This window comes from Vibrio sp. Vb1554 (assembly GCF_033344235.1).
The window spans coordinates 153196-178704 of record NZ_JAWPOJ010000005.1; the positions used below are offsets into that span (position 1 = coordinate 153196).

Below are 25509 nucleotides of genomic sequence, written 5' to 3' on the forward strand. Positions count from 1 at the left end.
ATGAGTGGTTCGTATTTAATAAATGATATTCACTTTTGAAGCACTTTCAACAGCATCTTGAACGGCTTCTTCGGTGGTTTTTCGTCGCGTAAGGACAACACCTAAACGGCGGCGACCATCGATTTCTGGCTTACCGAATAGACGAACTTGTGTTTGAGGTTGAGCTAAAGCTTTGCTTAGGTTTTCAAAGCGAATGTTTGTGGAAGTCCCTTGTCCAAGAATAACAGCAGACGCAGATGGGCCATATTGTACAATATTATTAATTGGCATTCCGGTAAACGCGCGCACGTGGAGAGCAAACTCAGACATTTCCTGCGAAATCATTGTAACCATACCCGTATCGTGAGGGCGAGGAGAGACCTCATTGAAAATGACTTTATCGCCTTTGACAAACAGCTCTACACCAAAGATGCCGTAGCCACCGAGCGCGTTTACCACTTTCTCAGCCGTGTATTCAGCTGCTTTTACTGCGTTTTCTGACATAGTTTGCGGTTGCCATGATTCGCGGTAGTCGCCATCTTCCTGACGATGACCAATTGGAGCACAGAAATGCACACCGTCAACGGCTCTGATGGTCAATAAAGTGATTTCGTAATCGAAGTCGATAAAACCTTCCACGATAACGCGACCTGCACCCGTACGCCCGCCTTCCTGAGCGTAATCCCATGCTTGTGTAACGTCGTCTTCGGTCTTGATAACACTTTGCCCTTTACCTGAAGAGCTCATCACAGGCTTCACCACGCACGGAATACCCACATGCTCAACCGCGGCTTTGAAGTCTTCAAAGTTATCTGCAAAACGATAAGGTGAAGTCGTCAATTCCAGTTCTTCTGCTGCCAAACGTCGGATACCTTCACGATTCATTGTTAGCCTGGTTGCCTTAGCGGTTGGAACAACATTCAGTCCTTTTTCTTCAAGCTCTACCAGTTTGCCGGTTGCGATGGCTTCAATTTCTGGTACGACGTAAGTAGGTTGTTCCTTCGTAATAACTTCTTCTAAGGCGTTCCCATCTAACATGTCGATAACATAACTACGGTGAGCGACTTGCATCGCTGGAGCATTGGCATAGCGATCACAAGCAATCACTTCTAAACCAAGTCTCTGGCATTCAATGGCGACTTCTTTACCGAGTTCGCCAGAGCCTAAAAGTAATACACGGGTAGCATTTGCGCTAGTTGCAGTGCCAAACATAGTGTTCCCTTACAAAATAGAGTGATGAGACAGAAATTGCAGGAGATCATACTGAAGTTTTATGACAAAGCAAACGTTTGCTTTTGGTTTTTAGGTAATAAAAAAGCTCTACATGTTGTAGAGCTTTTTGTTGAATTTGTCGTTTATACGTTGACAAAACTAAGCGGAATATCTGGATTCAACGCTTCCAACGTTGATTGCGTATCGGCTAAGTGACTGATCTTACCTTCAGAGTTTTCTACCAATGCAGCGGCTTTGATGCTGTCAAAGGTTTCACCCGCAAGTAAAACTTGGATTAGCGCAACTTGTAGCGGTGGCAAGCTAGGATTAAACGCTGCATTTTCTGCATAAGCGCCTTGGAATACACGGCCGCTAGTCATCTCTAATGCTAAACCACTCAAGTTGTTGGTGTATGGAGAGTGGCTCATGTTCATCGCTTCAACTGCACTTTGGATGAGTGCGTCTTCATCATCACATGAGAATTGGTGTTTAACTTCTGCCATTAAGCCGGACTCGATACCGAGATCGTTTGGTCCAAAGGCTTCAGGCAGGTATTCATGAAGTGACTTTTCTTCACGTTCTGGGAGCTGGATTTTAAGCTCGTTTGCGGTAGATAACTCATTCATGAACTGGCGGCAGTGACCACATGGGCTGAAGTTGATAGTGATATCCTTAACACCACGTTCGCCTTTCATCCAAGCATGGCTAATCGCAGACTGCTCTGCGTGAACCGTTTGACCCAACTGTACACCAAAGAATTCCATGTTGGCACCGAAGTAAAGGCGACCTGAAAGACCACGAACGATAGCGCCGACATAAAAGTCAGAAAGGGGAGCATAGGAGTACGCTGCGGCAAAAGGAAGTAGCGCAACACGAAGCTCTTTGTCTGATAGACCGGTAGCTGAAAGCAACTGCTCAAATTGTTGAACTGAAAGCGTAGCATCAAAATCATCAGCTTGGATGATAGGAGCAAGTTGTTTGGAAAGTGCTTCTGGAGCGCCTGCTAGCGCCTGTTCAATGCGACTTTTCATGTTGAATCCTTGTTATTGCATGGACAGTTATTCTATGTGAAAGATAGAAATGTTCCGTGCGTTAGATCACGATAAATAATGCAATTGATAATTCTGTTACATAATTAGAGTGAGCTCACACATGTATTCGATTGCACAGGTGTGAAGCGTTATCTCCGTCTCACAATTAACCATATCAGTATATATTCATATGACCAAGGAGCAGGAGTATGTTACCAACGCGACTTTTACCGCTATGCTACTTTATACTTACGTAATCTAGAGCGAGTGGTAGCAGCTAGAATGCTAATGCTATGAATGTATATCTCAGTCAAGTCCCTTCACGATATTACTGGGTGAGTTTGATAGATAAGATAGGGTTTTGAAAAGGGATAAGTAAGAAACGTAAAGGCTACGGCCTGCCGGAAGGAGGGCAGACCGAGAGCGCTTAACTATTGATATAGCCAGACCGCCAAAGCAAAAAAACTTGGAGCCAAAATAGAAGTTATGATCCCACATAAAACCAATGCGAGTGATGAGAACGCGGCATCTATGGGCTGTTTCTCTGCACAAGTAGCGGTGCCTAAGGCATGAGAGACTGTACCCATTGTCAGACCACGTGCAATCGGGTGTTTAATTCCAATTAAGTTGTAAATTGGGTATGCCAAAATCGCGCCCAATAAACCAACAATCAGAACCAAGATCGCCGCAACGGCAGCTTCACCACCGAGGTGACTCGAAATTTCCATTGCTATTGGCGTAGTGACGGATTTACCCACTAGACTTGCGATTAAACTGATATCTGCTTTGAAAGCGACTGCGATCAAGGTGGTTGTCATCATCGACATCACACTGCCTACTGTGCAAGCAAAAGTGATGATTCGCCAGTTTGCTTTAATCTGTGGTAGTTGTTCATATAGCGGGTAAGCCAGAGCAACTACGGCTGGTTGAAGTAAAAAACTGATCCCTTCGTTATCCGCATAATACGTTTCAAACGGTACATTTAAGTAAGTAAGCAAAGGAATGAGCACTGCAATACTGATCAGCAAAGGATTTGCTAGAGGATTATTCACTTTGATTGCGATTTGGCGCGCGACAAGAAAAACCGCAATGGTAACAACTAACCACATATCAGTGCTTCTCCTTTAGCAAGTAGTCCAGCAGCCAAGCGAGGCTGACTAGTACAATGAGTGAGCCTCCAACTGCGCTAGCAATGATAGGGAGGGCATTAGCGAGTAGCATATCGAAATGTTGCATTAATCCCACGCTAATAGGAACGAACAACAAAATCATGTAGCGGATAAATAGCGTGGCGCCCGGTTTGACCCAATCGACCTTTACAAGCCCAAGAGTCATAGAGAAAAACAGTACGAGCATACCGATGACACTTCCTGGGACGGAAACGCCAGTGAACTTTTGAATGGTAATTCCGATGCCAAGTGCCCCCATGATGAGGAAGATTGAAATGAGCAGTTGGATCAGTTGTAAGAATCGTTCTTTAATCATTTTGACAGTATATAAACAACAAGCACACCATAAGGTGCGCTTGTATTAGGAGGAGTTAAGAAGCTAAGCTCTCTACATAACGGTACACGGATTTTAATATCGCAATCTTCTTTTCGTCACTTTCATGTTCGTGAACTAAGTTTTCTAAATTCAGCATGTACTCTTCAATTTGGCTTTCAAACACTTCTCGACAGTGTAATGCCCAGCGTCTTTGTTCTTGCTCGTCTAATGTGCCTGGGAAGTTACGCGCACGATAGCGGAACAATAGAGGTTTAATGCGCTTGTCATCAAATTCAATGTCCAATGCGGCAAGATTGTTCGGGTCGGTTTCTCGAATGATATCCATGGCTGCGCGATCGGCCGGAGAGAAGAATCCGTCGTAAAGTTGAGTGTCCACATCATCGCTTTTTTCAAATTGACGTTCGATAGAGAACAAGCCGATTAGTTTTTCTCGAATCTCAGGGTGCTGGCGAAGTAGTGCCAAATTATCGAGACACTTCTGACGATCAATGCCGATGTTTTCTGCGTTTTCCGCCGTTAACGTTTTTGCAGGGGCGAGAATAGGGCATTTGTTCAAATGAACTAGTTTAACTGGCACTGGTAGCAATTCACCAAGATCTTCGCGCTTAGTGTAGAGTCTTTCGTGCAGCTCTTCTGCGGATAGCTCAAGAATAGGTTGAGGGTCTTTCGCTAAATCGATGGTGATAACAGCGTTATTATTGGTTGGATGCCAAGCAACAGGCACAATCCAGCTAGTGTACTGACATTCGCGCCCTAGCATGCCTGAAACGTGCATCAACGGTGTCATGTTGACGATGTCGACTAAATCATTGAGCTTGCGCTTTTGGCGCATAGAAAAAAAGTAATCAAACAATTTTGGTTGCGCTGCTTTTACTTTCTTTGCCATTTCGATAGTCGCAATCACATCTGCCATGGCATCGTGCGCGTTACTATGTTCTATGCCGTTAGCCACAGACAAGTGTTCTAATTTAAAGCTAGTGAAGCCATCTTCGTTTTCTGGCCATTCTACGCCTTCTGGGCGAAGGGCATGGCACGCGCGTAGTACATCGAGTAAATCCCAACGTGAGTTACCGTTTTGCCAACTCCATGCGTATGGATCGATAAAGTTGCGATAACAAGTATAACGGGTCACTTCGTCATCAAAGCGAATGCTGTTGTAGCCTAAACTGGTGGTATTTGGTCTCGCGAGTTCAGTGTGAATCTTAGCGATAAACTCTGGCTCAGAAAGGCCTTCTTGAACCGTTTTTTGCGGAGTAATACCAGTAATAAGCGCAGCTTCAGGAGACGGAAGATAATCAGCCGGTGGTTGACAGTACATGACTAAAGGCTCGCCGATGATATTAAAGTTTTCATCTGTACGAACACCAGCAAACTGGCTTGGGCGATCTTTCGCGGGGTTGGTTCCCCATGTCTCATAATCAAAGAAGAAAAAAGTGGGCTGATTATCTTGGTGCATTCTGCTTACCGTTTACAAAACCGATGACAGTATTAGACCATTCAACGCCTTGACTAGCAACGAAAGATGCAAGTTGAATTTTTGAAAATGAAAAAAGCCGATGGCGAACCATCGGCTTGATATTTTATGTTTTATCGCTTTGGAAGGAATTTGAGTTCTATGCTCGTGTTTCTTCCAATGTTGCTTCACTTTCTGGTGACTTCAGCACTCGGCTAGCAATTGTACCCGCAGTCATTGAGCCTGAAACGTTTAGTGCGGTACGTGCCATGTCAATCAGTGGTTCAATAGAGATAAGCAGTGCCGCGATGGTCACAGGTAAGCCCATTGCAGGAAGAACAATCAAGGCTGCAAACGTCGCACCGCCGCCGACACCTGCAATACCAAATGAGCTGATGGTGATAATCGCAATCAATGACAGGATAAAGTGTAGATCAAGTGGGTTGATGCCCATTGTCGGAGCTACCATCACTGCAAGCATTGCAGGATAGATACCCGCACAGCCGTTTTGGCCGATAGTGGCACCAAACGATGCTGATAGGTTTGCAATCGCTGGTGGTACGTTAAGCTTCGTGATTTGCGCTTCTACGTTTAGTGGAATTGTTGCTGCTGAGCTACGAGATGTAAACGCGAAGGTCAGTACAGGCCAGATTTTCTTAAAGTATTCCGCAGGGCTAACGCCGACAAAAGAGACTAATACGCCATGAACAACAAACATCAGTGCGATAGCAACATAAGACGCCACAATAAAGCCAAGTAGGTTTAGGATGTCGCCTGCGCTTGATGTCGCTACCACTTTTGCCATCAGTGCTGCGATGCCGTATGGCGTTAGGGCCATGATCATCTTCACTAGTCGCATAACGATAGATTGAGCAGCTTCTACGAAAGTACGAATCGGTGATTCCAACTCTGCTTTTTCCATCATCACTTTACGAGCGGCGATACCAGTTAACACGCCGAAAATCACAACAGCGATAATTGATGTCGAGCGAGCACCTGTTAGATCAGCAAATGGGTTGGTTGGAATGAAGCTAACTAGCATTTGAGGAATAGTTAAGTCACTTACTGTACCGGCACGGCTTTCTAAAACGGCGATACGAGCGGTTTCACGCGCACCTTCAGTTAACCCTTCTGCTGACAGGCCAAATGTCGTTGTCACCAAAATACCGATAAGTGCAGCAATTGCAGTCGTTACTAGAAGAACAGAGATGGTCAGGCCAGAAATTTTACCTAAAGATCCACCTTTCTCCAACTTAACAACTGCAGAGATCATCGATACCAATACTAGTGGCATGATGACCATTTTCAGTAGACCAACGTAGCCACTGCCTACAATGCCTACCCATTCAAGTGTTTGAGCAATTGCGCTGTTGCCTTCACCGTGAATGAGTTGCAAAGCAAGACCAAAAAGAGAACCGGTAACAAGACCGATCAAAACGAGACGTGAAAGAGTGTGTTTCTTTTGTTGTTGATTAAATAGAAAGAACAATATTCCAACAAAGACGGCTAGAGAGGCTATCACTGCAAAATTCATAATTTGACCTTATCAACCAGCCGAAGTGGCGGTTGTTTTTTATACGGGGTTTTATACGGATTTATTTATGGAGCGTAAGATAACGCTCGTGATATAACTTTAAAAATGACAAACGGGTATTAGCTAGATCTAAAATGAATATAAAAACGAGATCTAAGTCGCGTGAGAGTGTGAATTAGCACGTTAATTGTACAAAATGGTTATTCGTAGTGATGCAGTAAGTCACGCATTTCTTTCCTTTGTAAGTAAACCACCGAGTCTTCTTGATAACTGAAAAGTTGATAAACCATCGCTTTGGCGACATCTTCTGCTCGAATAGGTAAAAAGTTGGACAGTTTGCCAAGCATAAGTGGGCGAATTACCTTAAACAGAGTTTGTACTAACTTCTCGTCCATTCTTGGGTTTTGACGTTGACCAACAAGCGGGCCTGGGCGAACAAATACGATTTCCTCAAAATCCATAGCTTCGATTCGTTGTTCCATTTGTCCTTTACAAGCTAAGTAATGGGATGGCGATTTACTATTTGCACCGAGGCTAGAAACAACCGCAAGGCGTTTGACTCCGATTGTTTTCATTTGTTGGGCGACTTTGCACACCAGATCAACATCTACTCTACGCAAATTATCCTTACTGCCCGCTTGCTTAAGGGTCGTGCCTAAACAGATAAAGCCGATGGTTGGTGTTGGTTGGTTCTCATCCCATTGGTGGATAGAAAGGTCTGCATCAATGAGAGGAATAAGCTTGTTGTCCACATCTAGGACGCCATCGAGTGGGCGGCGAGAAAGATAATATAATGTTCCAACACCTGATTGATTTATGAGGTTTGCAATGACTTTTGAGCCTATTAAGCCAGTTGCACCGGCGATGATTGCGCAGGTGTTGTTATCCATATCTTTTCTCCTATATGGGAACATAGTCTAAGCTATTGTAGCGGATTTCAACGAGTTACTTATAATATCGTGCAAGAAAGGTGAGACGCTCTGCGAACTCGGCAGACTATCCTGAGATAAACTTGATTAGCGCTGCCCCAATTGGATGCAAGTGTATACAATAGTGGGGCGCGCAAAAACTGTCGCTGAACAAGACCTCTTGAACAACAGAACACCTCTCACCCAGACAACATCAAAGGAACGTAAAAAATGGATGACTCTTTTGCTGCGGAGATACAAGCACGCATAGATAACAAAACCAAACCCGTCGGTTCTTTAGGCTTATTGGAAAAGGTGGCACTGCAGTTAGCTCTTATTCAAAGTCAGGATAAACCTCAGCCAGTTGATTCCATCGCTATCTGCAAACCGAGCATGCTGGTATTTGCTGGAGATCACGGCGTTGCAGAGGAGGGTGTGAGCATTGCGCCAAGCGAAGTCACTCAGCAAATGGTGGCTAACTTTCTCGCTGGCGGCGCAGCCATCAACTGTTTTTGCGACATTGATGGCATTCAACTCAAAGTAATAGATTGCGGCATGTTGGCTCCTATTGATGTGCTGGTTCCAGAATTTAAATCCCATCCCAACTTGGTTGAACAACGGTTGGGTAACGGTACGGCTAATTTTTCTAAACAATCTGCGATGTCCCCAGAACAAGTGGCGTTAGGTTTAGAATATGGTGCGAAGATTGCTGAGCATACCATTTTGCATGGTTCAAACCTCTTAATGTTCGGCGAGATGGGCATCGGTAATACCAGTTCGGCCTCAGCACTGTTATCGGCGCTGAGCTCATTAGATATTGATTATTGTGTTGGCGTTGGCACCGGAATCAATCAACAGCAGTTGAGCCGCAAATATAAACTGGTAGCACAGGGGGTAAACCGATGTCGAGGTCTTGATACCAAAGCGATTCTCGCACAGGTTGGGGGCTTTGAAATCGTACAAATGGTGGGCGCTTTTTTAGAAGCCAAGCGGCTTAAAACTCCAGTTTTAGTGGATGGGTTTATCGTATCGGTAGCGGCTTATATTGCGACGTTGTTAGACGAAGAAACGCGTGAATACATGTTGTTTGCCCATCGCTCTGAAGAAAATGGACATAAATTTGTATTGGAACATCTTAAAGCAGAACCTCTGCTCGACCTTGGTTTACGGCTAGGGGAGGGAACAGGAGCCGCTCTTGCCTTGCCTCTGTTAAAAGCTGCCGCTCAGTTTTACAACAAAATGGCGAGCTTCGAGAGTGCAGGAGTTACAGTATAGTGTCAGTCCCTGATAATTCTGAGAAAGTCACGCCGTCATCGTTAAGATACCAGTGGGAGTTATTTCTATTAGCTACCAGTTTTTTTAGCCGCTTACCCGTGCGCCAAGCGTTGCCTTACAGTGAAGAACGCATGAATCAGGCAGGCCGTTACTTCGCGTTAGTTGGTCTCGTGCTTGGAGCACTTTGCGCTTTGGTATTCTCGCTCACCTCAATTTTTTTCCCAGAGTCGGTTGCCATAGTATTAACGATGGTGTTTAGCTTATTGTTAACTGGGGCTTTTCACGAAGACGGCTTGACCGATATGGCGGATGGCATTGGCGGTGGCATGACCGTAGAGCGACGCCTCTCTATTATGAAAGACAGTCGTATTGGCACTTATGGTGCCGCCACTCTCATTATGGCGTTATTGGCTAAGTATGTTTTTTGGAGTGAACTGGCTAACTTGCCGCACTTTTGGTTGGTCATTGTCGTCGCTTACACCGCAAGCCGAGCACTAGCAGCGACGCTTATTTATGACATGCCTTATGTCAGTGACAGTGATACGTCGAAAAGTAAACCGCTAGCAAGTCGCCAGTCTTCTCTAGAAGTCTCCATTTTGTTGTTTACTGGTGGCGTAACATTGCTTGTGCTTGGTATCGCGGATGCGATCTTGATATCGCTTGTTCTCGTGGTATTTCGTTTGATGTTCAAACGTTGGTTAACCAAGAGAATTGGCGGCTTTACGGGGGATTGCCTTGGCGCAGCGCAACAGTTGTCGGAACTGCTTATTTATCTCACTATGATTGGGTTGTATCACTCCTCATGAAGCAATTGATACTCGGTGGCGCGCGCTCTGGGAAGTCGCATTTGGCAGAAAAAACAGCTAAGCAATTATCGGTCGCTTCTCATCGATCATTACACTATGTTGCAACCGCGCTGCCATTTGACCAAGAAATGCGAGAGCGAATAGCGCATCATCAAAAGCAACGCGGGGGCGAGTGGCAAGAGCATGAATGCCCCCTTCATTTATCTGAGTTACTGACAAATTTCGCTATCACCGATGTTGTATTGATCGACTGTTTAACCTTGTGGCTCAACAATTGGATATTTGAGTTAGGTGATGAATGTTCCAATGAGAAGCTAGAAGCAGAAATTGAAAAGCTTATACAGGTGGTACGTGGCTCAGATGCGACGTTAATATTCGTCTCTAACGAGGTTGGAATGGGCATTGTACCTTTGGGGGCGGTTAGTCGTTATTTTGTGGATAATGCAGGACGGATGAATCAAAAACTAGCCAGTGTTTGCCATCGCGTTACCTTTGTTGCTGCTGGTTTGCCGTTGGTTCTTAAAGAGTAGGATGGAACAAAATGAAAACACTCAATATCTATCTTGTGCGTCATGGAAAAGTAGACGCTCCACCAGGACTCCATGGCCAAACAGATGTAAAAGTTACGCCTGCTGATCAAGAGAGTATTGCTCGGGCTTGGGCCGAGAGTGGACGAGGTGTGGGTGGAATAATTTCTTCTCCGCTTTCACGCTGTCAAGAACTGGCAAACATCATTGCTGAACAGCAATTATTACCAGTAATGACGGATGAGTCTTTACAAGAGATGGCATTTGGTGATTTTGATGGTATGCCTTTTGATATGCTCACTGAGCAGTGGAAAAAGCTAGATGCTTTTTGGCAATCGCCAGCACAACATACGTTGCCGAATGCTGAGAGCTTAAGCACATTTTCTGAGCGCATATGTCGCGTTTGGTCTCAAATCATCAACGATATCAATGACAATCTACTTATCGTCACGCATGGTGGCGTCATTCGTATGATTCTTGCTCATGTATTGGAGTTAGATTGGCGTAACCCAAAGTGGTATTCGACGTTGTCGATAGGAAACGCTTCTGTCACGCATGTAACAGTTACCATAGATGAGCAAATTTACGCCTCGGTGCGTTCGATTGGCGTACCTCTTTTAACTCGTTAATTTATAAATATTAAAATGCCCAGAACGATATTGCTTACGGGCATAGTCACGGAAGATGTCAGTAGAAGCCCATCTGCTAGGTGCAGGAAGCGAAAATTGACTCAGTTACATAAAAAGGAAATATAGAAATGACAACGCCGAGTTGGGATTTGTCCATCGTTTATAACGACCTTTCTGACCCACGAATTCAAGACGATATTGCTCTTGTGGAACAATGTATTGATCTTTTGAATAAACAATCAGCAGATTGTGGCAACGTAGAGATCATGCAAAATGCGATTTTGACCAATGAAGCCGCGAGTCGTTTAGCGGGTACAGTTGCAAATTTTGCGAGTTGTTATGCTTCTGTTGATGCAACAAACGCCGAAGCGAAATCGTTACTTGGTAAAATGACCCGCATCTTTTCGGAGCTTTCCCAAGCGTTCAGTCCCTTTGATTTGACACTAACGCATGCCGACGAAGAGTTTATCTTGCGCGTGTTAGACCATGAGAATCCTGATATCAGTGGGCAAGCTTTTTCTATCTTGAATTCTAGAAAGTTGGCGGATACTCGTCTTAGCAACGCAGAAGAACAGTTACTGGCTGCGATGAGTGTGGATGGCAAATCGGCTTGGGGTAACCTATACGATAACCTGACTGGCTCATTGAAAGTGAAGCTTGAGTACACAGATGGTAATAGTGAAGAGCTTGGGTTTTCTCAAGCGGCAAGCATTCTTTATGGTTCTGAATTCGAGCGTCAAGAAGCCGCGTGGCGAGGCGTACAAGATGCAATGCAAACGCACCAAGAATCATTCGCTGCGATTTTGAATGCGTTAGCAGGATGGCGCTTAACTGAAAACAAAAAGCGTTCTACGAAGCGTGAAGTTCACTTCCTAGAGCCGAGTTTGCATGGTAGCCGAATCCAAGCTGAAACTTTAAATGCGATGATGACCGTAGCCAAAGACAGTCGAGCTATTGGTCAGAAAGCGGGTTTATTGATGGCGCAAGTACATGGTCTGGATGAGATGAAACCTTGGAATCATCTGGCGGCTATGCCTGCTTTGAGCGGTGAAGCGAAGGTTTACGACTTTGATGAAGCGATTGATGTTATTTGTGAAGCATTTGAAACAGTAAACCCTGAGATGTCGGAGTTTGTCCGTTTGATGGTACAAAATGGTTGGATTGATGCCGCGCCAAATGCTAACAAGCGTCTTGGCGCATACTGCACCAAACTGCCAGCAACGCGAACACCACTTGTGTTTATGACTTGGAGTGGCAGTCGGTCAGACCTTATGACTCTGGCACATGAACTTGGCCATGCGTTCCATAACTGGGTTATTCGTGATTTGCCACTTTGCCAAACTTACTACCCAATGACGTTAGCAGAAACCGCCTCTATCTTTGCAGAAAACATCGTTCGTGATCATTTGATTTCGAAAGCGGAGAGCGTTGATGAAAAGCTCGAGATGTTGTGGGAAGAGTTGTCATCTGCGCTAGCTTTAATGATCAACATTCCGGTTCGCTACGAGTTTGAAAAATCGTTCTATGAACGCCGCCAGGATGGAGAGTTAACCGCAGATGAATTCTGTGAGTTGATGTCAGAAACTTGGAAAGAATGGTATGGCGACGTAATGAGCGAACCGGATCCGTACTTCTGGGCAAGCAAGCTGCACTTTTCTATTGATAGCGTGAGCTTTTATAACTACCCATACCTATTTGGTTTCTTGTTTAGCAAGGGTATCTATGCACAGCGAGAAAACAAAGGCGAAGCGTTTTACACCGATTACATCAATTTGCTGCGCGATACAGGCTGCATGATGGCGGAAGATGTCGTCGAAAAGCACCTATCGATGGATTTAACCCAGCCAACGTTTTGGCAGCAGAGTGTTGAGCTAGTGCGTGAAAAAGTCGATGAGTTTGAGCGTTTGCTCGCACAGCGCGGCTAAGTTTTTCGCAGTGTTGATGCATAATCTGCTTTATAGCTACAAAAATTTGATCAAATCATAATGATCTTAATCAGGGCTGTGGTAAAGTTCACAGCCCTAACACTTTGTAATTGTTTGAAAATTAAACGCCTCAATGCTTGATTTGAGTGCCTGGCGCGAAAAGGCATCGGATTTTCGAGGGAAATAGTGATTTCTACTCATAAGTGAGATCGCAGCAACAAAAATCCTTTGTACAATTTATTAACATATCCGCCGTGCTATTAAGGAGTAACGCATGACGAAGTCTCTCTTTCGCCAATCGTTTTTAACTGACACGTTAGATGTTCATATTGATGTTGCACCAGCGGAGCAGGTGCTTTCTAACGGTGTAAAACTTAAACTCTATCAGCGTGGTGTATTAGAAGTAATCCCTGCGAATTATTATACTCAGGATACGAAGAACATCATCATATCTTGTGGGGTTCACGGAGATGAAACCGCACCGATGGAGCTGGTGGATTCCATTATTCAAGACATAGAATCTGGGTTCCAGACGGTCGATACCCGTTGTCTGTTCATTATCGCTCACCCAGAGTCCACTCTGGCGCACACGCGATTCCTTGAAGAAAACCTCAACCGTCTGTTTGACGAAAAAGAACACAAACAGACAAAAGAGCTTGTTATCGCCGATACGCTTAAGCTGCTTGTTCGAGATTTTTATCAGGATACCGACCCGACAACACGCTGGCACCTTGATTTACACTGCGCGATTAGAGGCTCGAAGCACTATACGTTTGCAGTAAGTCCTAAGACTCGTCATCCTGTGCGCAGCAAAGCATTGATCGATTTCTTGGACAGTGCACACATTGAAGCAGTGCTCCTGTCAAACTCACCATCGAGCACGTTTAGCTGGTACAGTGCCGAGAACTTTGGTGCGCAGGCTCTCACAATGGAGCTTGGCCGTGTGGCTCGTATCGGTGAAAATGACCTCGATAAACTGACCGCGTTTGATTTGTCTTTACGTAATTTGATTGCGGAAACGAAGCCAGAACACTTACCAAAACCATGCATTAAGTATCGCGTAAGTCGCACAATCGTTCGTTTGAACGAAGACTTTGACTTTATGTTCGACGACAATGTTGAAAACTTCACCTCATTTGTTCACGGCGAAGTGTTTGGTCATGATGGCGACAAACCATTAATGGCGAAGAATGAAAACGAAGCGATTGTCTTCCCGAACCGCCACGTCGCAATAGGTCAACGTGCAGCTCTGATGGTTTGTGAAGTGAAAACCCGTTTTGAAGAGGGTGAGTTGGTTTACGATTAATCCAACATTGCTTTGAGAAGTTAATTGCAATTTACCGAGGCTTAACTGTAAGGTTAAGCCTCGTTTGTTTTTATCGGCCGCTATGGATTTTCAACAACTTATCCTGAACAAGGAACGACGCTGGCAACGTAACCTGATGGTTATGTCGATCGTGCTCGCTGTACTCTCTGCCATTCACTTGATGGTCGGAGAAATTTTCCTTTCTCCTTTTCAATCCTTATCTGCATTTGAACAGAAGTTATTGGTGGACTTGCGTTTACCGAGGTTAGTGTCTGCGGCAATTATTGGTGCTGCGTTAGCGGTATCTGGCGCGACGTTACAAGTGTTGCTTGGGAACGTGTTGGCTGAACCTGGCGTGCTCGGTATATCTGGTGGTGCAAGCTTAGCAATGGTCTTAATCATGTTCGCGTCACCTGTTCTTCCTACCCCGATTGTTTTTATGTTGGCAGCGATTGCAGGCTCGATGGTCTTCACGTTTGTTTTGGTGGCGATAGCAAGGGCAATGCACCTGACGACGGCTCGATTGCTTTTGGTTGGGGTCGCATTGGGTATTTTATCGAGCGCGATTGTGACGTGGGCTTTTTACTTTAGTGATGATCTTAGCTTACGCCAACTGATGTATTGGTTAATGGGCAGTATTGGCGGTGCGAGTTGGTATCAACATACCGTTACCTTGGTGATGTTACCGGTGCTCATCTGGTTATGTTGTAAAGGCAAATCGCTTGATAGATTGATGCTGGGTGAGATTCATGCGACCCAATTGGGTGTCGATGTGCATCAAATGCGTTGGAAACTGATCCTCGCCATTTCTGTTTTGGTGGGTAGTTCAGTCGCTTTGGGTGGCATCATCAGTTTTGTTGGTTTGGTGGTGCCGCACTTGTTGCGTTTGGCTTTTGGTACGGAAAACCGTTATTTATTGCCACTTTCTGCAATATCTGGTGCTGCGTTGCTTGTATTTGCTGACATCGGCGCAAGACTGTTATTGGACTCCGCAGAGTTACCTTTAGGTGTCATGACAACATCGATTGGCGCACCTATTTTCATCTGGATGCTGGTGAAGAGTCATGATGCACGTTAAACATATGTCGGTTGGTAGTCGATTATTGCCTCTTTCTTTTGAATGCAAAGCTGGCGAAATCGTACATGTAGTTGGGCCTAATGGTTCCGGTAAGAGCACTTTATTGGCTGCGATTTCTGGTACGTTAAGTCACCGAGAGGGTATGAGTGGTGAAGTGTACGTTGGCAACAAAAACTTGCTTACTTTACCGTTGTCAGAGCAAGCTCATGTTCGAGGTTATTTGTGTCAGCAATCGCGCCCAGCGTTTAATGTTGATGTGTTTCAGTATCTCGCTTTATCTCTGCCAAGTGGTGCTGAGATTGCGGATATCAAAGTGCGTGATGCCGTGAATATGGTGGTGGAGCTGGTACAACTGCAAGATAAGCTTCATCGCAGTATTCAAACATTATCCGGTGGTGAGTGGCAGCGTGTCCGATTAGCAGGTGTATGTTTGCAGGTGTGGCGTACCATTAATCCTTTTTCGCAGTTTTTAATTTTGGATGAGCCAGCAGCACCGTTAGATATTGCGCAAGAGGGTCTGCTCTATCAATTGATTAACGCTATGGCGGCGCAGGGAATTGGAGTATTGGTTGCTAATCACGATCTCAATCGCACATTAAAGCACGCAGATAAAGTATTGCTGCTTAACAACGGTGTGCTGCACTCATCAGGAAGTGCCGATACTGTGCTAACGGAAGAAGCTCTCGGGGAAGTGTTCAATACTCAAGTCAAAAAGGTCATCGTAGATGAGCAACCTTATTTAATCTTTGATTAGTATTTAGGGACAATAAAAAAACGACCTACTTGAGGTCGTTTTTTTAATCGAGAAAGCCAAACTCAACGCTTACTGAGTTAGCGGTTTTAGATCTGCTGGGCGGTAGTAAACAGATTTGAGTACTTTGCCTTTACGAATGGTTTTACCTTCCGATACGAAATCTTCGGCGCATTTCGCGATGATGTATTCACCTTTCTGCACCGCCATCAACTTGATGCCTTGTTCTGCGTAGAATGCTTCTGTTTCTGAGTACTCTTGCTCGTTACGGCATACTTTGCTCATGTTGCTTGAGTGCACTTCATCCCAGCAAGGAATAAATTCAATACCACGGTTTACTGCAACGTTTAATAGAAGATCAATTAAGTAGCTGATCGCTAGGTTGTCTTCTACTTTGCTGTGGCCAAGATGAACGAGACGGCCCATTAATACATACACGCTGTCTACGATGGCATCTGCTTGCTCAGTTTTACAATCTGCTTCTGCTAGCTCTGTTAGCTCTTCGATCGCCAAAGAGGTGTGTAGTGTGTCTGCTTGCGTATCAAGGCTTGCAGCGTCTGCGACTGGTAAGTCGAACGTACTACGGAACTCGGTGATATCACGGTATAAGTGATCAAAAATCTCTTGGGTTAGCTTTGACAGTTGCATTCTAATTTCCATTGAATCGATTGAAGCGGCAATGATACCAAACCGCACTTTGAACCCCAAGGGCATTGCATCTAACTGGTGATAAATCTGCCTTTGGGAATGGTGGTGCTTAACGAAATAGGTAAGGGAACAGCTTTTTACGTTCTTCCTCTGAGAGGGAGGAAACACGAGCGATGTTTGTATCGGGAATGGATTCAGGATCAGGATAGTGTTTTAGTACCTTTTCCATACTCTCTTCGCGAATCAAATGGAAGATCGGGTAAGGAGAACGATTGGTCAGGTTTTCGTCGTCTTCAGGCTTTGCGCCGCCAAAACAGTAATCAGGATGGAAAGTCGCTACTTGGAAAATACCTTCCCAGTTTTGCTGCTTAATTAATCCTTCAACCCAATCTATGCAAAAGTTGTAGTCCCAGAAATCTTGTAGCATGTTGGGAACCACAACCAACGTGGTCTCAAGTTGTTCGGGCTCTGTGTTACTCAGCTCAATCAGTTGCAATAAAATATCTTCAAGAAGCGTTTCTTCTTGAGTCGCTTCACTAACAAAGATTTTGATTTGTTTATTACGTTGCGGCTTGGCAGCAAACGGACAAAGGTTGAGACCGATTACTACATCGTTGAGCCATTGATCGACCTGTTGAGTGATCGCTTCGATATCTGTGTTTTGTGTTGAACGCGTTGACATACGACTTTCTGGTTTTTTATTAAAGTAGCGCAAGCATAGCAGAGTTGGTTATCCAAGTAACCAGAGAGGTATTACGCAAGTGAGCGTACCTTAGCTACTCTTTAAACTCGCAGCGTCAGGTGTTTGGTCAGTGTGCTTTCTTTCGGCAATGTGTTTCAAATACGCAATCGCAGCAAACATCGCTAGGTAGACGGCGCTTCCCCCCATAAGAACACTCGACCAACCATCATGCTGCCAACAATAAAGAAGTAAGAATCCTCCTAAGCTACCGCCTACGTAGTAGTGTACTAAGTAGAGCGCTGTCGCGGTGGCTTTGGCGCGAGTGGCGTTCTGACCGACCCAACCGTAGGCGAGGGTATGAGTAAAGAAGGCACCAAAACTTATCAGCAACAACCCAAATAGCATTGCAGTCAAGCTTTCAACCGCCGCAATCCACATCCCCGTCATGCTTACTATCGCGCCTAAGAACATACCGAGGATTGATGAATAACGTTTACTCCAGTGGCCTGCGCAACGAGAGGAGAAAGTCCCTCCCAAGTAACAAATAAAGATCAGTGAGGCCAACCCGACGGGCACATTGTGAGGTTCACTCACCAGACGGAAACCCATGACGGAGTAAAGGTTGACGAACAAAGCAAAGTTGAGTCCTCCTATCAGCATCGCGAACCACACGCGTTGGTTTTTAAAATGACCAATAAGCGCACGATTTTGATGGCGCAAGCTGCTTGATGACGGGGTGAAGTTGCGCTGTGTTGGTAATAAATAGTGAACGCCAATGACACCAAGAAGAGTGAACACTATCATAACTTCAATGGCGACATCAACACTGAAATTGTCCGCCAATAAGCCGCCGCTAATACGCCCTGCAATACCGCCTAATGAGTTAGCCGCAATGTACGTTCCAATTGCCATCGAGAAAGCGTGCTTGTCGAGCTCTTCTGCCATGTAAGCCACGGCGACCGCAGCAAAAGCTGCGAGCGCGACACCGATCAGTGCTCGACATACCACCAAAAACAGAAATGAGTCACCAAACAGCATCAAAGCGGAAAGGGTAGGAATCGAAAACAGACCAGCCATCATGACTGGCTTTCGTCCCACTGATTCTGATAACACAGCCATTGGAACGAGGCTAAAAGAGAGAGCGAGTGTTGAGGCCGCAAATAACCAGTTCACTTGCGTTTCTGAGATCGTAAAAATTTGGGCAAAAGTGGGCAGCATTGGCTGTAGTAGGTATAAATTTGAAAAAACCAAAAAGGAACCAAGCGCTAGCGAGAGCGTAATGCGTTTGTATTCCGGTGTGCCAAAACTGACCATGAATCCTGCCTAATGTGAGCAAATGGAGAGACTGTGATCAATCTATCAGTTCGTTATAAATTAAAAAAATATATTAAAAATATGGACACCATATATTTTTGATCTAATGGAATCGAAACAACTTAAACATTTTCTGGCGGTCGCTGAACACGGAAACATTACCCATGCGGCGAAAGCCCTACATATTGCCCAGCCCGCATTAAGCATTTCTATCAAAAAGTTTGAGCAGTCTTTGGGCGTTACCCTATTTCGCCGTGATGATAAAAAAATCAGCTTAACGAAAGAGGGCGAAACGCTACTTATACATGCCAAGCGGGTGATTCAACAGTTGCACGACGCGCAGCTCGCGATTGATGAGTTGAAAGGTTTAGCGAAAGGCGAAGTACGACTCGGGACGCCATCAATGATGGGCAGTTATTTCTTTCCACGAATTGTGATGGCGTTTAAAAGCCAGTTCCCGGAATTAAAATTGACCTTGGTCGAAGCTGGGACTCAATCGATTCGTCGTATGCTGCTTAATGGTCAACTCGATATCGGTGTGATCAGTTGTGATAACGTGCCTGATGACCTAGAAACTGATCATTTATTTACTAGCCAAATGGTCGCAGTTGTTTCACCTGAGCATGAGTTAGCCCAGCGACACGCTCTTACTTTTGATGAGTTCTTTGAACACGATTTGGTTATGTTTCAGCATGGCTATTTTCACCGCGAATTTTTGGATCAGGTGAGTGAGGAGCATGGGTTTACCATGAAGTCATCATTCGAGACCAACTTACTGCCTTTGATTTTGAGTATTGTAAAACAAGAGTTTGCGATTACCGCGTTACTGGAATTGGTGACTCAACATGAGTCGGGCGTTGTTGGCTTACCGTTTGAACCACCAGTGACGCTGGATCTGGCACTTGCTTGGCGCAAGCAGGGGTACTTATCAATAGCAGATCGAACGTTTATCGACTTTATCAAGCGCTACGTTTAAACGCAGCGCAGATTCATCGTCCGAGCACTAGTCGCCTTTGTACATCTTCTCGAAGTTCTTTGGGTTCCAGCCAATCATTACCCGATCACCAATTTTTAAAACTGGCACTGAACGAGCACCAAGCGCATCAAGTTCTTTGCGACCGCGTTGCATCTTTGCATTGCACAAACGATAGTTAATATTTTTCGAATCCAGATAACGTTGAGCATCTTTGCAGTGAGGGCATTTGTCTTTGACGTAAAGGACGACACGTTTCATTGAGTTTCTCTCCATTATCATTGGGAGGCGAAGTTTAACGGCCTTTCACCATAAATGAAAGGCGAAAGCTAAGGTGAAACTGTCCTTTATCTCAGGTATATTGAGCGCCTTTGTTTTGTCATAACAGACGTTAATTCTATGCATCCGTCACTTCGATACATTCAAGGCTACCCACAAAACATCGTAGAGCAGGTGAGCTCATTGATAGCGAGTGGCAAGTTTGTTCCTTGGTTCGAGAAGCGTTATCCCGATAGGCACCAAATCAAAAGCGAAAGGGCGCTCTATGAGTACGCCATGGCAATCAAAAACCGCTACATGAAGAAAGCCGCGCCAATCAGTAAAGTTGTCTACGATAAGAAAATTCACGCGGTAAACAACGCGCTTGGTTTGCACAGTGTAATCAGTAGAAACCATGGCGGTAAGCTGAAGTCGAAAAACGAGATTCGCATTGCCAATGTATTTAAAGATGCGCCCGAGCCACTATTAAGGATGCTGGTGGTACATGAGTTGGCACATACTCGTGAGAAAAACCACGACAAGGCGTTCTATCAGTTATGTTGCTACATGGAGCCTGAGTATCACCAACTCGAATTTGATGCTCGTTTGTTTATGATTTATCTCGATTTAAAAGCGAATTTGAATGAAGAACAATAATCACAACGCGAAGCAAGCAAAGCCAAAGGCTTCAATGGCGGCTCAGAAGAAAGACGCGAATAAAGACAAGCCGAAGCGTGTTAAAGACAAAGTTGCGCGCAAATCCCCTCAGCCTGCAGGAAAGAGCGAAGTCGAGTTCATAAAAATAGCGAAGAATGGTTTGCATGAGCGTAATGTTCATCGAGGTCGTTACGATTTTAAAAAACTCGTGGAAAGTGAACCACAGTTAAAGCCATTCGTTATCAAAAATCCGAAAGGGGAAGATTCCATAAACTTCTCTGATCCTAATGCTGTTAAAATGCTCAATAAAGCATTGCTTGCTGCGTATTATGGTGTCGAGTTCTGGGACATTCCCGACACCTACCTTTGCCCACCGATTCCGGGCCGCGCTGATTACATTCACCGAGTGGCAGAACTACTTGATAGTGAAGTAAAAGGTCAGTACGCGCACCAAAAAGTGAAAGCGTTGGACATTGGCGTGGGAGCAAACTGTATTTATCCGATTGTTGGTGTAACAAAATACGGTTGGCACTATACGGGCAGCGATGTCGATCCAAAATCCATCCAATCGGCTCAAACGATCGTAGAGCACAATCGTGTTTTGACGGGAAAAATTGCACTGATACAGCAACACAATGATGCCAATATTTATCGAGGTATCATTCAACCGAATGATCGTTATGATGTGACGACATGTAATCCGCCATTCCACCGTTCGGCGGAAGATGCCGCTATGGGCAGCCAGCGTAAAATCGATAATCTAAAAGCAAACCAGCGTAAGAAAGGGCTAAAACCTCAAACCGCACAAGTAAAGACAAGTAAGCCCGCGTTGAATTTTGGCGGTCAAAACGCTGAATTGTGGTGTGAAGGTGGAGAAGCGGCGTTTATCCGAAAAATGGCGAATGAAAGCCAAGCTTTTGCCGCGCAGGTCTTGTGGTTTACAACCCTTATATCCAAAAAAGACAACGTTCGCCCGATGCGTAAGCAGCTTGAAAAATTGGGTGTGAAAGCCATTCGTGTGGTTGAAATGAGCCAAGGACAGAAAGTGAGCCGCTTTGTAGCTTGGTCATACATGGATAAGCAACAGCGCAAAGCATGGATTGAACTAAAGTAACGTTGACCGTTTCACACTGAACAATAAAGTAGGAAGCCCGCTGATATCAGCGGGCTTCTCTTTTTGGGAGATCTAAAACTTAATGATGGGCTCACAATCTAGTGAACTGAGAGTGACAAAGGTATCTGTTTTGGCGTAGTACAAGCCACAGGTTTCACCTCTTATCTGCAACGTATATTGGTCTGGAAGATCCGTATAGCTGCCATCCAGCAGTTGATTGTTGTTACCTTTTACTCGTCCTTTTTCAATCAACAAATGCGGTGAGGATTCAAATACGTTATTTGCGATTCTAGGTGCTGGTGTCCCTTGGATTTCTGCGATCGCGTTTTGAATTTCTATGACTGTTTCCGGAGAGTTCTTTTTACTCAATGCTTCAACGGGTTCTTGTGACATAGCTTGACATCCTATCAAAGAAATTGAAGTGCCTAGGAAAAGCGCAACCCGAATCAGCATTCGTAAAAAGTTAGTTGATCTCAACATGAATTGCCTCTGTTCGTAGCGGAGAGCGAAGATCGCTTAACTCCGGAGATGAAATGTTACGCGGCATGGCGTTGAAACTTGAAGGGGATACTGGCGGACAGGTTCCTGTTTCCATGTAGTTTAGCGCCGCAGAAAGCATACCTTCAGACGGATCGCCTAATGGTTTTGTTAGGTCATCATTGACCCAGCAACCTTCCACTCTATTGTTTAAGCCTAGCTCGGTATTGATTTGGCTCTTTGGAGTAGGAATAAAACCATCAGCGAAGTCGCCAAATTTTTTCTCGTTCGCCGACTTGAACTGAATAGTGTAGTACATAGTGCCGCAGTTTTGTTCTGGTGAGAACCCATACGGTTTACCTGTGGTTGTTGAACCTATTTGGATAACCTCCACGTCAATGCCGCGCAAAGCGTTGATTAGCAGTTCACTTGAGGAAGCCGTGCCTCCTGAAGTCAGCACATATACGCGCTTTTTGTTCAGTGTCGGAAGCACTTGATCCGAATATTTCTGTGCTGCCCAGTCTATTGCTAGATTCGTAAAGCGATAGATGTTATCCCCATCTTTAATGGTACGCATCACTTTGTCATTATGAATCAACTCACTGAAGACTCGGTTCTGACCAGCACCGCTTAGCATGTAGCCTACTTGCGAGGACTGAAGGACTAAGCCACCGCCGTTGTAACGTAAATCAACGACGATCTCGTCAACATTCTCTGCTGAGAGCGTACTGAATGCCTCAATAAGCGGGGCTTGAGCGCTTGGTTCAAAGGAGTTGTATTGCAGATAGCCGATCCGCATACCATTGTGTGTAATCACTTTGGCATTTTTAACTGGAGAGGTCATGACATCAGAGGCGGTAAGCGTCACGGTTTTCTCTAGACCGTCAACACTCTCAAATGTGAAGGTGTAATCTTGATTGATGTCAGGGTTAAAGAGCGTTTTGTTGATAAAATCAATGTCGGACTGACTACCGGTGTTAACCACATCAATATTATTGATTTTCAGAAGCTTATCACCACGAGCAATGCCGCTTCTATCAGCTGGCGAGGCTTCTTCAGTGTAGGAAATACGAACGTCTCGAGGTTGTACGCCACGTAGGAATGCCCAGTTAAAACCAAATCCAGCAACTAAACCGGATTGCGATGATTTCATATCATCCTCATAAGGGACGGTAAAATGGAAGCGATCTTTTGGTTTACCCGTCGCGGTAGTAGCAGAGGTGACCAGCGTATTGAAGTAATCAGTAACAGTTTTGTAGTTTGCTGGATTATTATCAGGAACCTCGTCATACCATAGATACGTTTCGTTAGTAAAAGCTCTTAAAAAGAGTTTTTCGTGTAATGCAGAGCCCAATTTATCTGGATAGGCGGCATAGTTGTCATATGGGTCCAGTCCGACGCGGGGCGTTTCACATTGGTTGATAAACGTTTTCGACGATTGGCTAAAATCATGAACTTTCCATGTTGGACCGTTTGCACTGCTAGTGGATGGAGTAGGTGATGAGCTATCACCGCCGCCACCGCCACAGCCTTGTAATAATGCGAGAGTGACTGCCGTTGCTAAAGAATACTTAAATTTCACTTTTCTATGTCCTTATAAATAATAGAATTATAATTATGTGTTTTGCTTTTGTTTTTATTAGCTAGGTGAATGTATTAATTTAATTTGTTCGTCTGCAAATTTATAGTTAAATAGTGTGAGGTAAATAACGTAAAAAAGTTGTCTTTTATCCTTAAGCTAAATGAGTCATTACTTAAGTTTTCTGTCTATTTCAAAAGATCTAACAAGACAATTAATAAGTGTGAAATTAAGACAAGTTCTTAGTTGACTAAGCGATGCTTGCTAAATCAGAATTAGATTCAGGAAACGCTTTGAATCAATAGTTTGGTAGGGATATATGATGTTATCAGGGGTTTGTTTGATTTATTTGTCTGATGCTTTAACTTAATTTAGTGAGTTGAGCGACGAGCTTTAATAGGCTTCCGTCAATGTTAGGTAAATCATCAGCGAAAAATATCTGAGAACCAGGAGTGCAGCGCATTAATATATTTGTTAGTTCACCTTCATTGTTGGAAGTGTTAACTGCGTTAAGTTTCGCTAATTTATTACAAAGCTCGTCCTCTATTTGCACTTTCTGCTCTTCGGTGAGCCTAATGCGACCTATACATACGCCTGGGTTGATATCATGAGAAAGCGAATCTTGTTGAAATCGCTCTTTGAATAAGGTGTCTAATGCCGTACCTTCTTCCATAATAAATCGACGACCAGAACGGTAAAACAAGCCGTCTCCGAAGTTTTCGACATATCCTAGAATTTCCGCGATACGCAAATAGAATCGTAAGCTTGTATCAGAAAGTCCGTAAGTTTGGGCTATCTCTTGCGGTTTAATATCACGAGAAGTCAGCATATAAATAAAATCAAGTAAATAAGGATGCTCAACGAAAAGGGCGCTCTCTTCATCTGTTAGCATTTGCTCGTTTTGGTGCTGAAGCTCGTTGGCTAAGGTTGCGAGTTCGACGAGATCGGTATTCAGGTAGTTCAGATAAATAAGTACTTTATCCAAACCTAAAGCTGGATTATGTAGGTGGCGTTTAATACTAGATAAAGGGATGCCACTTTTCTCTGACAAGGAATTGTAGCAAAGCCCTTCTTCTTTAATCTTTTGTCGTAGCGCTGCGAGTAAAAACTTTGGTCCAACATTCATCCTTGAACACCACCTTATTCGTTATTCCGTTTACTGGCTGATATTTTGCCTTTCAAGCAGCAGGTTTCGAATCGCTGTGCCCGCTTCTAGAATGTGTTTTTTCAGCAGGTACTTGGCGCCTTCGATATCGCGATTTTGGCACATTTCAAACAAGCTTAAGTGCTCTTCTTCTGCCTTTTTAATGCCTGTAGTAAACAATAGCTGCATGCGTATGTATCGGTCACACTTTGTGTTCAGGTTGTAAATGACGTCCATAGTTTCAGGCATGTTGGCTGGCGCATATAGGGCTTTGTGGAACTCGTAGTTGTAGTTGCTCCATTCTTCTACTTCGTCACCACTGTTCACTACTGACTCGAAACGTTCACGAACTTCGCGCGCGCGTTCAAGGTCAGCGTCTGTCATATTTTGAATCGCGCGCTCTAAAATGTGGCATTCCACGACAGCGCGCAGTTCAAATAGCTCATTGATTTTCTCTGGAGATAGCTCAGTGACCGTCGCACCTTTGTGAGGTTCAAAGCTAACGAGTCCTTGTGCTTCCAATTGAACTAACGCTTCACGCACAGGAATTCGGCTAACATTAAACTCTTTTGCTAACGCATCTTGACGTAAAGGTTGACCAGTTTTTAACTCGCCCTTCAAGATCTGAGTTCGAATTGCTTCCTCAACGAGCTGAGTGCGCGTTTTAAAAACAGGTTTCTGTGACATTGAAGTCTCCCGTGAAATTAATATTGTATCCAATCCATTTTACTTTAGTAGTTTAT

At 44.5% G+C, this 25509-nt stretch carries 26 protein-coding genes; 11 read left to right on the forward strand and 15 right to left on the reverse strand.

The genetic code is table 11. The features are described 5' to 3' along the window. Positions 1-15: 15 nt before the first annotated feature. From purT to R8N28_RS06685, 7 genes are all read right to left on the reverse strand, one after another. Positions 16-1191 carry a formate-dependent phosphoribosylglycinamide formyltransferase gene (gene purT / locus R8N28_RS06655; protein ID WP_033905149.1) on the reverse strand — a complete coding sequence of 392 codons (1176 nt, stop codon included), beginning with the start codon at positions 1189-1191 and terminating at the stop codon, positions 16-18. A gap of 143 nt (positions 1192-1334) precedes the next feature. Continuing rightward, the gene (cdd, locus tag R8N28_RS06660) at positions 1335-2222 is read right to left on the reverse strand and encodes a cytidine deaminase (protein WP_005377892.1); all 888 of its coding nucleotides are present in this window, start codon (positions 2220-2222) and stop codon (positions 1335-1337) included. Between the two features lie 431 nt (positions 2223-2653). Then, complete coding sequence (locus R8N28_RS06665) at positions 2654-3331, reverse strand: LrgB family protein (protein WP_005377888.1); 678 nt, start codon at positions 3329-3331, stop codon at positions 2654-2656. A gap of 1 nt (position 3332) precedes the next feature. Further along, positions 3333-3707 (reverse strand): CidA/LrgA family protein, encoded by a 375-nt coding sequence (locus tag R8N28_RS06670; RefSeq protein WP_005397786.1) that lies wholly within the window; start codon positions 3705-3707, stop codon positions 3333-3335. Between the two features lie 55 nt (positions 3708-3762). After that, entirely contained in the window at positions 3763-5184 is a 1422-nt protein-coding gene (sbcB, locus tag R8N28_RS06675; protein WP_053306939.1) for an exodeoxyribonuclease I, read from the reverse strand. A 157-nt stretch (positions 5185-5341) separates the two neighbouring features. Beyond that, complete coding sequence (locus R8N28_RS06680; protein WP_005377885.1) at positions 5342-6715, reverse strand: L-cystine transporter; 1374 nt, start codon at positions 6713-6715, stop codon at positions 5342-5344. A gap of 200 nt (positions 6716-6915) precedes the next feature. Continuing rightward, a complete protein-coding gene (locus tag R8N28_RS06685) occupies positions 6916-7605 on the reverse strand; it encodes an NAD(P)H-binding protein (protein WP_065274408.1) in 690 nt (229 codons plus the stop codon). Positions 7606-7854: 249 nt separating this feature from the next. On the opposite strand from R8N28_RS06685, the gene cobT reads away from it, so the two are divergent. From cobT to btuD, 8 genes are all read left to right on the forward strand, one after another. Then, on the forward strand, positions 7855-8898 hold the full coding sequence (cobT, locus tag R8N28_RS06690; protein WP_065274409.1) for a nicotinate-nucleotide--dimethylbenzimidazole phosphoribosyltransferase: 1044 nt from the start codon (positions 7855-7857) through the stop codon (positions 8896-8898). Beyond that, entirely contained in the window at positions 8898-9704 is an 807-nt protein-coding gene (locus tag R8N28_RS06695) for an adenosylcobinamide-GDP ribazoletransferase (protein WP_065274410.1), read from the forward strand. The genes cobT and R8N28_RS06695 overlap by 1 nt, the downstream gene beginning before the upstream one ends. Continuing rightward, positions 9701-10234, forward strand: coding sequence for a bifunctional adenosylcobinamide kinase/adenosylcobinamide-phosphate guanylyltransferase (gene cobU, locus R8N28_RS06700; RefSeq protein WP_065274411.1), 534 nt, complete (start codon positions 9701-9703; stop codon positions 10232-10234). The genes R8N28_RS06695 and cobU overlap by 4 nt, the downstream gene beginning before the upstream one ends. An 11-nt stretch (positions 10235-10245) precedes the next feature. Continuing rightward, entirely contained in the window at positions 10246-10860 is a 615-nt protein-coding gene (cobC, locus tag R8N28_RS06705; RefSeq protein ID WP_005389801.1) for an alpha-ribazole phosphatase, read from the forward strand. 128 nt (positions 10861-10988) lie between these two features. Then, positions 10989-12785 carry a M3 family oligoendopeptidase gene (locus tag R8N28_RS06710; RefSeq protein WP_054729866.1) on the forward strand — a complete coding sequence of 599 codons (1797 nt, stop codon included), beginning with the start codon at positions 10989-10991 and terminating at the stop codon, positions 12783-12785. A gap of 274 nt (positions 12786-13059) precedes the next feature. Further along, complete coding sequence (locus R8N28_RS06715; RefSeq protein WP_065274412.1) at positions 13060-14091, forward strand: succinylglutamate desuccinylase; 1032 nt, start codon at positions 13060-13062, stop codon at positions 14089-14091. An 82-nt stretch (positions 14092-14173) separates the two neighbouring features. Then, a complete protein-coding gene (btuC, locus tag R8N28_RS06720) occupies positions 14174-15169 on the forward strand; it encodes a vitamin B12 ABC transporter permease BtuC (protein WP_005377877.1) in 996 nt (331 codons plus the stop codon). After that, on the forward strand, positions 15156-15923 hold the full coding sequence (gene btuD, locus R8N28_RS06725; protein ID WP_082240145.1) for a vitamin B12 ABC transporter ATP-binding protein BtuD: 768 nt from the start codon (positions 15156-15158) through the stop codon (positions 15921-15923). The genes btuC and btuD overlap by 14 nt, the downstream gene beginning before the upstream one ends. Positions 15924-15992: 69 nt before the next feature. Here the strand turns inward: btuD and R8N28_RS06730 are convergent, their stop codons facing one another. The 3 genes from R8N28_RS06730 to R8N28_RS06740 all read right to left on the reverse strand — a co-directional run bounded on the left by R8N28_RS06730 (position 15993) and on the right by R8N28_RS06740 (position 18564). Continuing rightward, on the reverse strand, positions 15993-16568 hold the full coding sequence (locus R8N28_RS06730) for a nucleoside triphosphate pyrophosphohydrolase family protein (RefSeq protein ID WP_005377875.1): 576 nt from the start codon (positions 16566-16568) through the stop codon (positions 15993-15995). A 109-nt stretch (positions 16569-16677) separates the two neighbouring features. Continuing rightward, positions 16678-17250, reverse strand: coding sequence for a DUF1415 domain-containing protein (locus tag R8N28_RS06735; RefSeq protein ID WP_005377874.1), 573 nt, complete (start codon positions 17248-17250; stop codon positions 16678-16680). A gap of 90 nt (positions 17251-17340) precedes the next feature. Then, positions 17341-18564, reverse strand: a complete 1224-nt coding sequence (locus R8N28_RS06740; protein ID WP_065274414.1) for an MFS transporter — start codon at positions 18562-18564, stop codon at positions 17341-17343. Positions 18565-18670: 106 nt separating this feature from the next. Between R8N28_RS06740 and R8N28_RS06745 the strand changes: the two genes are divergently transcribed. Beyond that, on the forward strand, positions 18671-19540 hold the full coding sequence (locus R8N28_RS06745) for a LysR family transcriptional regulator (RefSeq protein WP_017820887.1): 870 nt from the start codon (positions 18671-18673) through the stop codon (positions 19538-19540). A 27-nt stretch (positions 19541-19567) separates the two neighbouring features. On the opposite strand, the gene R8N28_RS06750 is transcribed toward R8N28_RS06745, so the two are convergent. After that, positions 19568-19798 (reverse strand): glutaredoxin family protein, encoded by a 231-nt coding sequence (locus R8N28_RS06750; protein ID WP_005377871.1) that lies wholly within the window; start codon positions 19796-19798, stop codon positions 19568-19570. Positions 19799-19936: 138 nt separating this feature from the next. Here R8N28_RS06750 and R8N28_RS06755 point away from each other — a divergent pair, with 138 nt between their 5' ends. After that, entirely contained in the window at positions 19937-20452 is a 516-nt protein-coding gene (locus R8N28_RS06755) for a M48 family metallopeptidase (RefSeq protein WP_005377870.1), read from the forward strand. Beyond that, the gene (gene rlmF, locus R8N28_RS06760; RefSeq protein WP_065274415.1) at positions 20439-21566 is read left to right on the forward strand and encodes a 23S rRNA (adenine(1618)-N(6))-methyltransferase RlmF; all 1128 of its coding nucleotides are present in this window, start codon (positions 20439-20441) and stop codon (positions 21564-21566) included. The genes R8N28_RS06755 and rlmF overlap by 14 nt, the downstream gene beginning before the upstream one ends. A gap of 72 nt (positions 21567-21638) precedes the next feature. On the opposite strand, the gene R8N28_RS06765 is transcribed toward rlmF, so the two are convergent. The 4 genes from R8N28_RS06765 to R8N28_RS06780 all read right to left on the reverse strand — a co-directional run bounded on the left by R8N28_RS06765 (position 21639) and on the right by R8N28_RS06780 (position 25453). Beyond that, a complete protein-coding gene (locus R8N28_RS06765) occupies positions 21639-21959 on the reverse strand; it encodes a hypothetical protein (protein ID WP_053350410.1) in 321 nt (106 codons plus the stop codon). Between the two features lie 70 nt (positions 21960-22029). Then, on the reverse strand, positions 22030-23625 hold the full coding sequence (locus R8N28_RS06770) for a S41 family peptidase (protein WP_053303156.1): 1596 nt from the start codon (positions 23623-23625) through the stop codon (positions 22030-22032). A gap of 358 nt (positions 23626-23983) precedes the next feature. Next, the gene (locus tag R8N28_RS06775; RefSeq protein WP_065274416.1) at positions 23984-24748 is read right to left on the reverse strand and encodes a transcriptional regulator; all 765 of its coding nucleotides are present in this window, start codon (positions 24746-24748) and stop codon (positions 23984-23986) included. 30 nt (positions 24749-24778) lie between these two features. Next, entirely contained in the window at positions 24779-25453 is a 675-nt protein-coding gene (locus tag R8N28_RS06780; protein ID WP_005377862.1) for a GntR family transcriptional regulator, read from the reverse strand. Positions 25454-25509 lie beyond the last annotated feature (56 nt).

Bases quoted from the DNA above. Each gene is read 5' to 3' on its own strand.
- purT (WP_033905149.1), bottom strand. From the start codon at position 1,191: ATGTTTGGCACTGCAACTAGCGCAAATGCTACCCGTGTATTACTTTTA.
- cdd (WP_005377892.1), bottom strand. From the start codon at position 2,222: ATGAAAAGTCGCATTGAACAGGCGCTAGCAGGCGCTCCAGAAGCACTT.
- R8N28_RS06665 (WP_005377888.1), bottom strand. From the start codon at position 3,331: ATGTGGTTAGTTGTTACCATTGCGGTTTTTCTTGTCGCGCGCCAAATC.
- R8N28_RS06670 (WP_005397786.1), bottom strand. From the start codon at position 3,707: ATGATTAAAGAACGATTCTTACAACTGATCCAACTGCTCATTTCAATC.
- sbcB (WP_053306939.1), bottom strand. From the start codon at position 5,184: ATGCACCAAGATAATCAGCCCACTTTTTTCTTCTTTGATTATGAGACA.
- R8N28_RS06680 (WP_005377885.1), bottom strand. From the start codon at position 6,715: ATGAATTTTGCAGTGATAGCCTCTCTAGCCGTCTTTGTTGGAATATTG.
- R8N28_RS06685 (WP_065274408.1), bottom strand. From the start codon at position 7,605: ATGGATAACAACACCTGCGCAATCATCGCCGGTGCAACTGGCTTAATA.
- cobT (WP_065274409.1), top strand. From the start codon at position 7,855: ATGGATGACTCTTTTGCTGCGGAGATACAAGCACGCATAGATAACAAA.
- cobU (WP_065274411.1), top strand. From the start codon at position 9,701: ATGAAGCAATTGATACTCGGTGGCGCGCGCTCTGGGAAGTCGCATTTG.
- cobC (WP_005389801.1), top strand. From the start codon at position 10,246: ATGAAAACACTCAATATCTATCTTGTGCGTCATGGAAAAGTAGACGCT.
- R8N28_RS06710 (WP_054729866.1), top strand. From the start codon at position 10,989: ATGACAACGCCGAGTTGGGATTTGTCCATCGTTTATAACGACCTTTCT.
- R8N28_RS06715 (WP_065274412.1), top strand. From the start codon at position 13,060: ATGACGAAGTCTCTCTTTCGCCAATCGTTTTTAACTGACACGTTAGAT.
- btuC (WP_005377877.1), top strand. From the start codon at position 14,174: ATGGATTTTCAACAACTTATCCTGAACAAGGAACGACGCTGGCAACGT.
- btuD (WP_082240145.1), top strand. From the start codon at position 15,156: ATGATGCACGTTAAACATATGTCGGTTGGTAGTCGATTATTGCCTCTT.
- R8N28_RS06730 (WP_005377875.1), bottom strand. From the start codon at position 16,568: ATGCAACTGTCAAAGCTAACCCAAGAGATTTTTGATCACTTATACCGT.
- R8N28_RS06735 (WP_005377874.1), bottom strand. From the start codon at position 17,250: ATGTCAACGCGTTCAACACAAAACACAGATATCGAAGCGATCACTCAA.
- R8N28_RS06740 (WP_065274414.1), bottom strand. From the start codon at position 18,564: ATGGTCAGTTTTGGCACACCGGAATACAAACGCATTACGCTCTCGCTA.
- R8N28_RS06745 (WP_017820887.1), top strand. From the start codon at position 18,671: ATGGAATCGAAACAACTTAAACATTTTCTGGCGGTCGCTGAACACGGA.
- R8N28_RS06750 (WP_005377871.1), bottom strand. From the start codon at position 19,798: ATGAAACGTGTCGTCCTTTACGTCAAAGACAAATGCCCTCACTGCAAA.
- R8N28_RS06755 (WP_005377870.1), top strand. From the start codon at position 19,937: ATGCATCCGTCACTTCGATACATTCAAGGCTACCCACAAAACATCGTA.
- rlmF (WP_065274415.1), top strand. From the start codon at position 20,439: ATGAAGAACAATAATCACAACGCGAAGCAAGCAAAGCCAAAGGCTTCA.
- R8N28_RS06765 (WP_053350410.1), bottom strand. From the start codon at position 21,959: ATGTCACAAGAACCCGTTGAAGCATTGAGTAAAAAGAACTCTCCGGAA.
- R8N28_RS06775 (WP_065274416.1), bottom strand. From the start codon at position 24,748: ATGAATGTTGGACCAAAGTTTTTACTCGCAGCGCTACGACAAAAGATT.
- R8N28_RS06780 (WP_005377862.1), bottom strand. From the start codon at position 25,453: ATGTCACAGAAACCTGTTTTTAAAACGCGCACTCAGCTCGTTGAGGAA.